Source organism: Catalinimonas alkaloidigena, assembly GCF_029504655.1.
In the GTDB taxonomy this organism is placed as follows: domain Bacteria; phylum Bacteroidota; class Bacteroidia; order Cytophagales; family Cyclobacteriaceae; genus Catalinimonas; species Catalinimonas alkaloidigena.
Genome location: NZ_JAQFIL010000001.1, coordinates 4,708,640 through 4,721,481 on the forward strand (window position 1 = coordinate 4,708,640; position 12,842 = coordinate 4,721,481).

A 12,842-nucleotide genomic window follows, 5' to 3' on the forward strand; every position below is an offset into this window, starting at 1 on the left:
ATAATATATTGATAAGATGCACCACAATGACTTTGGTGTTATTCTTTGTTACGCTTAGTAGTTGCGAGGACTTTTTAGAAGAAGTGCCTACCGACCAACTTACTGCTGAGGCCGATTTAACCTCCAGGGAGTATGGGGAACCCCTAACCATTGGGGCGTATAGAATGCTATCTGCCTGGACTGGGGGTGCCAGAGATTGGGGTAATGTACTACCCAATACATTGGAGTTTCCTACCGGCGGAGCCTATACCGGTGAACCCCATGCCCAATTTGATAAATACTCGACCAACCAGGTAACTGGTAACCTGCTCGACAATTTCAACAATCAATGGTCAAATTGGTATGCTGGCGTACAAGATGCTAACCTCGCACTGGAATTGCTTCCCAACGTAGATCTGCCGGAAGCAGAATTGGCCCAGTACCAGGGAGAAGCACGTGCCTTAAGAGCATTCTACTATTTCTGTATTGTACGGTACTGGGGTGATGCGGTGCTGATCACAGAACCTCTTGAAAACGTGAACCAGGCGGAAATGCCACGGACCAGCCTCAAGCAAATTTATGATGAAGTGATCATCCCTGATCTTGAATTCGCCTTGGGGGTTGTTCCTGCTGGAAAGTCAGACAATGGACGGGTAACACAGGATGTGGTCAGAGCGATATTAGCCGATGTGTATCTTACAGTATCAGGATATCCTTATCAGGAAGTAGAAACTGATCCTCAAAGAGACTGGTGCAGAGAAGGCCTATGGTCTATGCAGGATTATCCGGTAAATAGTGCCAGTTCCACCGCTTTTTTACGAAAAGCCAAAGTCCTGCTTGATGAGTTGTACGGTACTTATTCCCTGGGAACTTACGATGATTTGCACGACCCGGCTATGAATAATCTGGGCGAAGCCATATTTCAGGTACAGTACTCATCCGATCCCGGGTTTAACAATGGCATCGTACAGCCCTCTTTACCCCTGTTGACTAAAATTTCAAAATCAGATGAGAATGGCTCATTTGTTCCAGCTGAACATTATTACAATTCTTATGCTCCCAATGATAAGCGTATTATGGAACGTCAGATGTTTTTTACCTGGGATACCAATATTGACGATGTAACAGATACGGTCCGTTTTTCACCTCCTCACCTGTTCAAGTATTACGATGAGGCTGCAGTAAAATCAGTCAATGGTTCCGGACTTAATTGGTCTCATTATCGGTATGCTGATATTTTATTAATGCTTACAGAAGTGAATTGGGCATTAAATGAAAGCCCTTCCGAGATTGAGAAAGGCATCAACGAAGTAAGAGCAAGAGCCGGATTAGCTCCTCTCAGTGGTGTTACGCTCAAAGATATTCTTAGCGAACGTGCCTGGGAGCTGGTGTTTGAAAACAAGATGCTCTGGGATCAGCGACGTACAAGAAAGTGCATAGTATATGGTGATGGACAAATTTCAAGTATCCAAAACTTTATAGGCCATCAGCCTCAAATTTTCAATTTTGCTTTTACTTCTCAGCATTTGTTATCGCCTATACCCGGTGATGAAATGATCAACAATGGAGTAATCCAGCAGAATTTTGGATATCTGCCAGTACAAACCAGCGGTAGTAATGGTGAATAATCATCTAAACTAAAAATTGAGCAATATGAAAACTAAAAATATCTTGTCATTCTCATTACTGATGACTTTTATTCTGATAATGGGTTGTACCGACCAGCCATACTTTGACATCCCACGGGATGACAACGGAAACGTAATATTTACTGATATTTCAGAGGTCACCACGACGGGTGTAACCACTGCGGATGAGGATTTTACCATCTTTGCCCATTTCCCTAATGCACAACCAGGGGATGTGATGGAAGCAGAAGTGTTAAAAAACCAGGTGCCTTCATGGAATCCGGATGGAGCATTGCAGTTATTGCCCTTAGAGGGAACTAAGAAAGATGTAACTGTGGATGAAGACCTGAACACTTCTGTAACCTATACCAGGGGAGAAGCCGATTTAATGAATGTAGGGGATGCCGTAACTGTGGTGTTTTCAGGGGCTACAGATTCAGGCATCATAGAGATCAGGCTTGAAGAATAGTGGCTGACTGAAAACTCTTTTCTTATATAGGCATTACTGTATTTTCAGTAATGCCTTTTTCTTTTATTGCTGTAACACTAAGTTTCAACCCAAATTTCTATACCACTTAATTCGCTACACTTTAAGAAATTCACCGTTGAAAATAGTAAAGACTCCCTCCAAAAAGGAAGCCTTTTATGCAATTAAGCCATGTCGGCGACTTCCTGTTCCTGTCCTTCCGCTTCCTGATAAGCTTCCATAGGGATACAGCTGCACATCAGATTACGGTCTCCATAGGCACTGTCAATTCGGCTTACTGATGGCCAGAACTTATGTGCTCTCACAAATGGCTGGGGATAAACAGCCTTTTCACGACTGTAGCTGAAGTTCCACACATCACTTAAGGCCACTTCAGCCGTATGAGGCGCATTCTTCAGTACATTATCTTCTTTGTCGGCTATGCCATCTTCCACCTCTTTGATCTCCTGACGAATACTCACCAAAGCTTCGCAAAAGCGGTCCAGCTCGGCTTTAGACTCACTTTCGGTAGGCTCAATCATCATCGTACCGGGAACCGGAAAGGATACTGTAGGTGCATGGAATCCGTAGTCCATCAGTCGCTTGGCAATATCTTCTACCTCAATGCCCGCTTTCTTAAACTCACGACAATCAATAATCATCTCATGCGCGCTGCGTCCATTTTTTCCGGTGTAGAGCACCGGGAAATGACCATCCAGACGCTGCTTGATGTAGTTAGCGTTCAATATAGCTATTTTGGTAGCATTGGTAAGTCCTGATCCACCCATCATAGCAATATAGGCATAAGAAATTGTCAGGATGCTGGCACTGCCGTAAGGTGCAGCGGAGATGGCATGAATAGCCTGTTCCCCTCCTACTTTATGCACCGGGTTTCCTGGTAAGAAAGGCTCCAGATGAGCTGCTACGCCAATAGGTCCCATACCTGGTCCGCCTCCTCCATGAGGTATACAGAAAGTCTTGTGCAGGTTAAGGTGACAAACATCCGCCCCTACATTGGCCGGGCTGGTCAATCCTACCTGCGCATTCATATTGGCTCCGTCCATATACACCTGCCCGCCGTGCTGATGGATAATGTCGCAGATCTCCATGATCTCTTCTTCAAATACGCCGTGGGTACTGGGATAAGTTACCATCAGCGATGAAATCTGGCTATGATATTTTTCTGCTTTGGCTTTAAGGTCATTCAGATCAATATTTCCTTTGTCATCGCAATTTACTAATACTACTTCTCCCCCGGCCATTACCGCACTGGCGAAGTTGGTTCCATGGGCAGAAGTGGGGATAAGCACTTTATCTCTGTGACCTTCGCCCCTGCTTTCATGGTAAGCCTGTATCACCATCAGTCCGGCATACTCTCCCTGGGCACCGGAATTAGGTTGAAGAGAAACTTCTGCAAAACCTGTAATCTCGCTCAACCAGGCTTTTAGTTCTTTAAAAAGCTTTTGGTAGCCTTCAGCCTGATTCAGGGGAGCAAAAGGGTGCAAACCTCCGAATTCAGGCCAGCTCAGCGGCATCATCTCAGTAGCAGCATTCAGCTTCATGGTGCAGGAGCCCAGAGAAATCATAGAATGTACCAGAGATAAATCTTTATTTTCCAGACTTTTGATATAGCGGAGCATGTCATGCTCGGCCTGGTATATATTAAAGACCGGATGTGTCAGGTATTCAGAGGTGCGTTGCAGATTTTCAGGCCAATTGATGGTAATCTCGCTGGTTTCCGCATGTAGATCAAAAGTTAATTCTTTATTGGCTACTTGGGCAAAAATTTCCAGCAGGGCCTGCACATCATGCAGTCGGGTGGTTTCGTCCACTGAAATGCCGACAAAATCACCTTCATAACGAAGGTTTACCTCCTGCAGCTCGGCAATTTTCTTAAGCAATGCCTGATCTTCTACTTTAAGCTTAAGCGTATCAAAGTAAGCAGCGTTTAGCTGCTCAAAACCCAGGCTGTTTAGTCCTTTCTCTAACAAACGGGCCATGGCATGTACCCGCTCAGCAATCTTTCTGATCCCTTTGGGGCCATGATACACCGCATACATTCCTGCCATTACGGCCAGCAAAACCTGCGCTGTACAGATATTAGAGGTAGCCCGGTCACGCTTGATGTGCTGCTCACGTGTTTGCAAAGCCATACGATACCCTTTCTTACCGGTAGCATCCTGAGACACACCGATAATTCTGCCCGGAATCTGCCTTTTGTAAGCTTCGCGGGTAGCAAAATAAGCTGCATGAGGTCCGCCATAGCCCATAGGTACGCCTAATCGCTGGCTGGTACCTACCACACAGTCGGCACCAAACTCACCGGGAGGAGTAAGCATGCTCAAGCTTAGGAGGTCAGCGGCAACTGCCACATGTACGCTCTGCTCATGAGCTTCTTCGGTCAACGCGCTATAATCGTGAACCGCTCCATCGGCATCAGGGTACTGCAGAAGTACGCCAAAAAGGTCTTCATCGCTAAGGTCAAGCTCACTGAGCTCGCCAATCACCAGATTGATGCCTACCGGCTTAGCCCTGGTTTTCAACACATCTATGGTCTGAGGGAAAGTGCGGCTGTCTACAAAAAAGGTATGTGACTTCTTTTTAGCCCCCTTGCGCAATCCTAAAAACATGCTCATGGCTTCGGCAGCAGCAGTTCCTTCGTCCAGAAGAGAAGCATTTGCCAGTTCCATGGCAGTCATATCCATCACCATGGTCTGGAAGTTGATCAAAGCTTCTAACCTGCCCTGTGCAATCTCTGCCTGATAGGGGGTGTAAGCAGTGTACCAACCCGGATTTTCCAATATATTTCTTTGAATAACGGAGGGCACAATACAATCGTAATAGCCCATGCCTATATAAGACTTAAAAACTTTATTCTTAGCCGCCAGCTTTTTGAAAGATTGCAGAAAGTCATACTCTGACTTAGGCTCAGGGAGCTTCAGCCTTTTCTTGAGTTGAATGGCTTTGGGAATCGTTTCATCAATCAGGTCTTCCAGCGAAGAAGCCTTGATCGCTTCCAACATTTCCTTGATTTCTTCCGGACGGGGGCCATTGTGACGATGTTCAAAAGTGGTAGGAGACGAAAGATTTATCTTCATGAGCTACAGAAATAATTTTTCATGTCTTAAAACCTGCTGTGAATATAAATCACTAACGCTCAGCTCAATATATTCATCTAAATCCATAAGCAGGCTTTGCTTAGTCTGGCTTTTTAGCCAAACCGCAAATATAGAATACAAGTACGGAAAAATAAGAGCGCGCTGCTCTTTTTATTCTTTTCTAGCAGATAACCGCACTTGGTGAGGAGTAGTTCATCAAATTAGGACGAATATTAAGCACAAATGTTTTCTTTCGGACAAGTCTGAAACTCCTTAAAACCTGACAAAAGCCAAGTGGATGAATGTCTGTACAGGTAAGACTATTTTATCTCAATATTTCTCTTGATGGCTAAGCAAGGAAAGGCGAAGAAAAGCGAATACTATATCTCCTATGCCTTCTTCTGTACTTTCAGCAGGCCCGGCTACATTGAGCGTTCGCACCGCCTTTGCTTTTAACCAGTCTGTTAGCAATTTTTCTGATACTTTCAAGCCAGGGTCAAGGAGGAGTAAGGGCTTGTGATAGATTTCTGCAGCCTTCATTGTCCAGCGAGTGCCCGCATCTTTGGGCTTGGCCTGTGAAGTTAGGATCAGGGTAGCATCCGCATCCCGCACATTCCACTCGCTGCGTAGCGAACGAGGGACATCAGGAGCATTTTCACTTCTCTCCTGAGGAGTTTCTTCTAAGGTAAAGCTTTCCGGGATCACTCCATCCTCACAAGTACGTCCCGGGGGGCACCACCCTCAGTGTAGTATTCCCAGTTTCTGTGCAACACGCAGTGCAACCTGGTCTACGCCTGTCTGTCCACCGGAAATAATTTTGACTATCATTTATCACTCCTGTTCCGGCAGGGCAAAAGCCACATAGGCATCGGAAGAAGGAGTACCGCCTCTTCCTCCTCCTCCGGCAGCGATAACTACATATTGCCTGCCACCCACCATGTAGGTAGCCGGAACGGCATAGCCACCGGCAGGAAGGGTAGCCTGCCATAACTCTTCACCGGTCTCAGCATCAAAGGCCCGAATTTTCTCATCGGTAGTAGCCCCAATGAACACCAACCCTCCTGCCGTGCTGATACAGCCGCCAAAGGTACGGTTGCCGGTAACAGGGATTCCCATTTCAGTGAGCTCTTCAATCTCGCCTAAAGGCACTTTCCATTTGAGTTCTCCGGTAGTCAGGTCAATAGCATTGAGGCTGCCCCAGGGTGGTTTGGATAAGGGGTAGCCTTTTTTGTCCATAAATTTATTATAACCAGCTGTCACATAGCGCTGAGACTGCTTTTCTGAGGAAGATAGGCTGGTATTTTCCATACTTTCAGCTCCTTCCTCCAGAAACAGTACAATTGAGGCCAGCTCTCTGTCAGAAAACTGGCTGTAGGCAGGCATAGCGCCATTTCCATTCCTGATGATTCCTGCAATTTTCTCACCTTCATAACGCTCGCCGACCTCCAACAGAGAGGGAAAAGAGGGCTGGATACCCTGCCGGTCGGCACCATGGCAGGCCGAGCAGTTGAGTTCATAAAGATTTTGCCCCAACGATCTACTTGGTTCAGCATCCGGTTGATCATCCATCACCGCTACCTCATCCCGCACCGTGACCGGACGAATCTTGTTGATGGAAGCCAGTTCGTTGGCATTAATATACATCACTTCAGTATGAGGATTTACCGAAGCCCCACCCCAAAGGCCACCGCCCCAGGTGCCGGGCATTCCCAGACTCCCCTGAATACTGGGGGGAGTGAATCGCCCTTCGTAGCGGTATTTACCATATTCTTCCAATGGATCATCATCGGTGCCGGTAGAGAACGTTCTCAAATCATCTTCGGTCAAAGTCTGGCGCGTGTAGAAGCCGGTTTTAGGGTAAGGCTGGGTAGGCCAGGCCTCTTCTCCCGCTATGTCAGAAGCGGGTACGGGCTGTTCTTCCATTTCAAAGAGTGGTTCGCCGGTTTCACGGTCCAGTACCACCAGATAACCCATTTTGGTAGGTTGTACTACTGCGTCTTTTTCCTCACCATCTAGTGTTATACTTACTAAACTGGGCGCGCAGGGCAGGTCATAGTCCAGCAGGTCGTGGTGTACCACCTGATAATGCCAGATATACGCTCCGGTAGCTGCATCTACAGCAATTACCGAATTGCCATAGAGGTTTTTACCTTTACGATTGGCGCCATAGAAGTCATAAGAGGGAGAGCCGGTAGCCAGGAAAACCCAGCCTCTTTCTTTATCCAGACTCAAGCCTCCCCACACATTGACCGCCCCATACCATTCACCCTCCTGCCAGTCCCAGGTTTCGTAGCCAGGCTCTCCTTCCTGAGGTATGGTATGGAACACCCAGGCCATCTCTCCGCTGCGCACATCATAGGCACGTACAAAGCCAGGAGATGAATTATAACCTTCACCGGTAGCCGATCCCATGATAATCAGGTCTTCATAAATGATACCGGGAGAGGTAGCAGAAAGACTGAGATCTTCCGCAGGATAGATAAGCCCTTCTCTTAGGTCAACCCTGCCATTACTGCCAAAGCTTGAAATAATTTCACCATTACTGGCATCCAGGGCAATCAGATAATAACCAGCGGTGAAAAGGATACGCTTATCTTCTCCTTCACGCCAATACGTAACGCCCCGATTGACTCCCGAAATGGTATTTTCTGCTTCCGGTACAAACTTCCAGATTTCTTCTCCGCTCTGTGCATCCAGGGCAACGACCGCAAGTTTGGGAGATGTGATATACATTACGCCATCAATGATGAGCGGATTGCATTGAATAGTAGTACGCTCTCCGGCATCTCCACTATAATATTCCCAGACCGGCTCCAACTGCTGTACATTGGTGGTATTGATTTGCTCCAAAGCAGAAAACTGATTGGCGGCGGCAGTACCACGATATACTTCCCAGTCTTGATATGCGGCAGAAGCATCAGTGTGGGCATGCGGCTGGCAGGCTGTGAAGTAAAGTACTAAGTAAAATAGTAAGCAGGCATTACAAACGCGCACAAGAATGAACGCACTAAAAACACGCGCTAGTATAGGGGAATATTGATTCATTACAGTCAGGTTGTTGAGTATCTACTTAATCACTTAGCTCCTAAAATAGAAAGCTTTTATAAAGCCGCGCAAAGTCTCGGGCATTATTTTCTAGGATTGATACTTCTATCCCGGTCTTCTTTAGCATCCCTACCCTTTTTTTAGCCTCAGCACAGGCATATCCCTGCTTCCAAAACTAGTATTGAGCCTCGGCTTGGTACTCGTCGCCTCCCTCCGAAATGATTTTTAGGCTTAGCCGGGCAATTTCTTTAAGTATTATGAGGGTTTTGAACATCACTTTGCCCTCTGTACCTGCTGCTCAGGTAATTTTAAACCTCAGAAAACATATTTAAGCAGCTAACCTACCCTATTACAAGGCTCAGTCCAGCATTGGGTAGACGTTTCCCTTCATTGATTAAGCCTTATTTTCATCATTTCGCTCATTTTCCATCCATGTTATGTTAGTATAATTCATATAATTTATTTAAATATTAATATTTTTATCTTTGGTATTACAAAAAACTAAAGCGGATATGAAAATCTCATCTTTCAATCAAAATGAATTGACCTACTATGTAGACATCGCTGTGCAGGCAGTCATTTCTATTCCTGAACTTGAAGCTGCTATGGCAGAGGCAGGACTCACCCTTGAAAAGGTGAAAGTAGGATTTGCGCTATGCGAAGATGTCTTCAACTGGCAGACAAAGCAGGAGGAAACCCAGAGTAATGCGAGTATAGCAAAGCGTCGTCTGAACCAGGCACGTGATACCATTGACAGCATTTATACCAAACACCGTATTGCCGCACGTTTTGTCTACCGGGAAGATGAAGGTATACTTAAGAAGCTGCAATTGCAGGGTAGTCGTAAGAGACGTTATACGGATTGGCTGGATCAGGTACAGCAGTTTTACAAGCATCTGGATACAGAAGCGTTGCAGCCAGTAGGTATTCTTCCTGAAGAAGTTAGCGAAGTGAAAAAGCTCATTGGTAAACTCACAGAACTACAGGTACTGCGTTTTGACAGCCGTCGTCTGGCCCAGCAGACTACCGAAATGAAACAGAAGGCAGTACTAAAGCTGCGTCAGTGGTTCCGCTACTTCATCAGCACCGCCGAACTCGCCTGCAAAGATAACCCTCAACTGCTGGAAGCTATGGGAATTGTAGTGCCTTCTAAGTGAAATAGACAGCATGGGTTATAAACGGCACGCCAGGTAGATACCTCCAGGGAAAAAATTGCGAGCAAGCGTTGTAAATGCGCGCTAGAAAAGGCTTAACTGACGCGCGTTTGTAACGTCAGGCGTGGAGCGTGTGATTACGCTCCCCATGATAGATTTAGTCTGGTTTTTCTTTATTTTCGCAATTTGAGTATCACCGCCAACCCATACTATACTTATGAGAGCTATTTCCATTGCCAGCCTGCTATTATTGCTGTGCCTTCATCTTACTGCTTTTGCGCAAACACATAATGCTTACGAGATCTCATTTGCCAATGCGGTACATCATGAAGCCGAAATCAAAGCCACCTTTACCAATCTGGAGCACAAAGTCTTGGAAGTACGTATGAGCCGTACTTCTCCCGGTCGCTATGCCCTGCATGAGTTTGCCAAGAATGTATATGACGTCAAAGCGGTAGATAGTAAAGGCGAAGAATTGGAAATCACCCGTCCTAATCCTCACCAATGGAATATCAGCGGGCATGACGGCACAGTGGTATTAAGCTACACACTTTTCGCCAACCGAGGCGATGGTACTTATTCACAGGTAGATGAAACGCATGCCCATCTCAATATACCCGCTACTTTTATATATGCTCCTGCCCTTGCTCAGCGCCCTGTTCAGGTGAAATTTAATGTACGGGATGATCTGAACTGGAAAGTAGCTACGCAACTCAAAGACTTAGGTGATAATCTGTACTACGCTCCTGACCTGGACTACTTTATGGACAGCCCTACCGAGATCAGCAATTACCAGCTCCGCGAGTTTCAGGAAGAGTCTAATGGAAAAAGCTATAATATCCGCCTCGTTCTGCATCATCCCGGTACAGAAGCTGAACTGGATGAGTATTTTGAAAAAGTGAAGAAAGTAGTACAACAGGAAAAGGCAGTCTTTGGCACTTTACCCGATTTTGATTATGGTACATATACTTTTCTGGCCTGCTATATGCCTAACGCTTCCGGTGATGGCATGGAGCACCGTAACTCTACCATACTTACCAGCACCAGTAGTCTGGCCGAAGGTGGTATGGAGAATAATATAGGTACGGTTTCTCATGAGTTTTTCCATGCCTGGAATGTGGAAAGGATTCGTCCTCTTACCCTTAAGCCATTTGACTATGAAGAGGCTAATATGTCGGGGGAATTGTGGTTTGCTGAAGGTTTTACCAGCTACTATACCACTTTGATCTTGTGTCGGGCAGGCCTGATCAGTCAGGAAGCATATATAAATGGCCTCGCTGGTGGGCTCAATTATGTATGGAACTCTCCTGCTTTGCAATACTTCACGCCTATTGAAATGAGTTATCAGGCGCCCTTTGTAGATGCTGCTCGTTCGGTTGACCCGGTGAACAGGGAGAATACTTTTATCTCTTATTATACTTACGGCAGTGTGCTTGGACTGGCACTTGATCTCTCTCTTAGAAATCTGGAGGGTGGTCATACGCTGGATGGCTATATGCGTGCACTATGGGAAAAGTATGGGACAACAGAGCAACCCTATACCATCAGAGATCTACAATCTACCTTAGCTGAGTATACCAATGCTGAATTTGCCAATACATTTTTTAGTCAATTCATCTTCGGTAGTCAGATGCCTGATTATGAAAACCTCCTTGCCAGCGTTGGGGTAGTTTTTGAGAGAGCTAATCCTGAAGCACCTTACTTTGGAGCTTATGTTCAGATGCAGGGAGGAAAGGGCATCATTGCCACTAATCCTACCGAAGGCAGCCCCGCTTATAAAGCAGGCTTAAATCAGGGAGACGCCATACTAGCCCTGGGAGATACTCTTCTCACAGCAGTTGATGACTTTGGTAAGTTAATGAGCAGTTTTTCTGTTAAAGAAACAGTAGAAGTAGGCTTTGAGAGATATGGAAAACCTAGAAAAGTGAATATGGAGTTGAAAGCTGATCCAGCCTATGCTACCTCATTCATGGAACAAAAGGATGAAAAACCCGGAAAAGAAATGCTGCAATTGAGGAACTCATGGCTGGAGGCCAAATAATCTTAATGCTAAAAGTATAATCTTTCTTCAGCCTCAGTCAGCCGTTGGAAATACAAGTCTTTAAAGCATCAGCTTTGTACAACAGTCTTACTTTCAAAACCTTACAGTGGAGGTAAGGCTTTTTATTTTCTATAGCCATCCGGCATTCCAGTCAACAATTAATGTATAATATATCTACATTTATGTTGAATAATTTACCCAACAAATTATTGAATAGAATAAAAAATTATATGTAAATAGTTGATTTTCAGCAGATTACTAATTATTAAAAATTACTGGATCTATTTTTTCATAGTGTATTATAAATAAATTGGTAATAATTAAATTAATATAATTATGAAAAAGATAATATTGACACTCGGAATAGCAGTTGCTTCATTTGCCACATTGCAAGCACAGGATCAAACCCAAACTCAGGATAAGCAAGAGATGATTGAAGGGGAAGGTATTGAGAAAATAAAGAACTCTGAAATTCCTGAGGAAGTAAACGAAGGATTGAAAAACAGTGATTTTGAAGGTGCTGAAGTGGCAGAAGCTTACATCTTGAGTGGAACTGCACTAGACCAGCATTTAGGAGACCAAGCATTAGAGATGTATATCGGTGATCAGTTCCCTGATAAAGTATATCAGTTACAGGTAAGCCATGATGATAATCCCGCTATACTCTATTTCACTAAAGAGGGAGAGTTATATGCATCCAAAGATTTAGAAATGTAATAGGTAGAGTAAGTTAAGTAGTTAGGAAGTCAAGTTAAAAAGGCTGTGCACGTATGTTGCACAGCCTTTTTTCATGCTTAACCACAATTTAACTACTAGAAATATTCCGAGACTATTTTATTCAAGCGCGAGGTAAATAGGTCACCAAAATATTAAATAAAAGCGTTCCATCTTGTCATCATCCACTAAACAGTAGCTGCCTTTTGGGCATCCTGCTGGGCATTATGGTAGTAGAAATTCATTTCTTTGATTTTATCTCCCTCCCAGCGGTACACAACGATTTCTTCCATCGTCATTGGCGCAGGCGCGCCTTTAAAATTTACCTTCATCCAGGTCTCGGCCATGCTAACGCCTGCGTCTTCATTGGCAGTAATCACATTGGTTCCTCCGCCAAGAAACTCCTGTACCATCTCCAACCACTCATGTACTGCTTTCTTTTGGGCATCAACTCCTTTACGGACTTCTCCATTTGGCTTCTCAATAGCTTGCATGTCAGGGTGAAAAAAAATGTCCAATGCTTCCAGATCTTTTCCCTGATCCAGCATAGCATGTAACTCTTTGGTTTTTTGTAAATAGCTCATAGTTAGGTAGGTGTTAAGGGTGAAACAATATACTTTAAATAAGTATATTTTAATGACAAATCCAAGAGTTCAGAGGGGCAATTTATCCCCCATGTTGGGGGATTTATAAGAAAAAAGCTTCAAGAAAAATTAC

8 protein-coding genes and 1 pseudogene are annotated in these 12,842 nt (G+C 44.8%); 5 read left to right on the top strand and 4 right to left on the bottom strand.

The features are described from left to right. The first annotated feature begins 26 nt into the window (after nucleotides 1–26). Nucleotides 27–1,607, top strand: coding sequence for a RagB/SusD family nutrient uptake outer membrane protein (locus tag OKW21_RS19225; protein WP_277482218.1), 1,581 nt, complete (start codon nucleotides 27–29; stop codon nucleotides 1,605–1,607). Nucleotides 1,608–1,632: 25 nt separating this feature from the next. Beyond that, nucleotides 1,633–2,076 carry a hypothetical protein gene (locus OKW21_RS19230; protein WP_277482220.1) on the top strand — a complete coding sequence of 148 codons (444 nt, stop codon included), beginning with the start codon at nucleotides 1,633–1,635 and terminating at the stop codon, nucleotides 2,074–2,076. Nucleotides 2,077–2,258: 182 nt separating this feature from the next. On the opposite strand, the gene gcvP is transcribed toward OKW21_RS19230, so the two are convergent. The 3 genes and pseudogenes from gcvP to OKW21_RS19245 all read right to left on the bottom strand — a co-directional run bounded on the left by gcvP (nucleotide 2,259) and on the right by OKW21_RS19245 (nucleotide 8,216). Continuing rightward, the gene (gcvP, locus tag OKW21_RS19235; RefSeq protein WP_277482221.1) at nucleotides 2,259–5,171 is read right to left on the bottom strand and encodes an aminomethyl-transferring glycine dehydrogenase; all 2,913 of its coding nucleotides are present in this window, start codon (nucleotides 5,169–5,171) and stop codon (nucleotides 2,259–2,261) included. 330 nt (nucleotides 5,172–5,501) lie between these two features. Further along, nucleotides 5,502–5,999, bottom strand: a pseudogene (locus tag OKW21_RS19240) (YpsA SLOG family protein). A gap of 3 nt (nucleotides 6,000–6,002) precedes the next feature. Continuing rightward, nucleotides 6,003–8,216, bottom strand: coding sequence for an outer membrane protein assembly factor BamB family protein (locus OKW21_RS19245; protein WP_277482222.1), 2,214 nt, complete (start codon nucleotides 8,214–8,216; stop codon nucleotides 6,003–6,005). 512 nt (nucleotides 8,217–8,728) lie between these two features. Here OKW21_RS19245 and OKW21_RS19250 point away from each other — a divergent pair. From OKW21_RS19250 to OKW21_RS19260, 3 genes are all read left to right on the top strand, one after another. Then, the gene (locus OKW21_RS19250; protein ID WP_277482223.1) at nucleotides 8,729–9,373 is read left to right on the top strand and encodes a PQLLE family protein; all 645 of its coding nucleotides are present in this window, start codon (nucleotides 8,729–8,731) and stop codon (nucleotides 9,371–9,373) included. A 214-nt stretch (nucleotides 9,374–9,587) separates the two neighbouring features. Further along, nucleotides 9,588–11,411 carry a M61 family metallopeptidase gene (locus OKW21_RS19255; RefSeq protein WP_277482224.1) on the top strand — a complete coding sequence of 608 codons (1,824 nt, stop codon included), beginning with the start codon at nucleotides 9,588–9,590 and terminating at the stop codon, nucleotides 11,409–11,411. Nucleotides 11,412–11,747: 336 nt separating this feature from the next. After that, nucleotides 11,748–12,128, top strand: a complete 381-nt coding sequence (locus tag OKW21_RS19260) for a hypothetical protein (RefSeq protein ID WP_277482226.1) — start codon at nucleotides 11,748–11,750, stop codon at nucleotides 12,126–12,128. A gap of 185 nt (nucleotides 12,129–12,313) precedes the next feature. Here OKW21_RS19260 and OKW21_RS19265 read toward each other — a convergent pair whose 3' ends face one another. Further along, a complete protein-coding gene (locus tag OKW21_RS19265) occupies nucleotides 12,314–12,709 on the bottom strand; it encodes a nuclear transport factor 2 family protein (RefSeq protein ID WP_277482228.1) in 396 nt (131 codons plus the stop codon). Nucleotides 12,710–12,842 lie beyond the last annotated feature (133 nt).

Bases quoted from the DNA above. Each gene is read 5' to 3' on its own strand.
- OKW21_RS19250 (WP_277482223.1), top strand. From the start codon at position 8,729: ATGAAAATCTCATCTTTCAATCAAAATGAATTGACCTACTATGTAGAC.
- gcvP (WP_277482221.1), bottom strand. From the start codon at position 5,171: ATGAAGATAAATCTTTCGTCTCCTACCACTTTTGAACATCGTCACAAT.
- OKW21_RS19245 (WP_277482222.1), bottom strand. From the start codon at position 8,216: ATGAATCAATATTCCCCTATACTAGCGCGTGTTTTTAGTGCGTTCATT.
- OKW21_RS19265 (WP_277482228.1), bottom strand. From the start codon at position 12,709: ATGAGCTATTTACAAAAAACCAAAGAGTTACATGCTATGCTGGATCAG.
- OKW21_RS19260 (WP_277482226.1), top strand. From the start codon at position 11,748: ATGAAAAAGATAATATTGACACTCGGAATAGCAGTTGCTTCATTTGCC.
- OKW21_RS19255 (WP_277482224.1), top strand. From the start codon at position 9,588: ATGAGAGCTATTTCCATTGCCAGCCTGCTATTATTGCTGTGCCTTCAT.
- OKW21_RS19230 (WP_277482220.1), top strand. From the start codon at position 1,633: ATGAAAACTAAAAATATCTTGTCATTCTCATTACTGATGACTTTTATT.
- OKW21_RS19225 (WP_277482218.1), top strand. From the start codon at position 27: ATGACTTTGGTGTTATTCTTTGTTACGCTTAGTAGTTGCGAGGACTTT.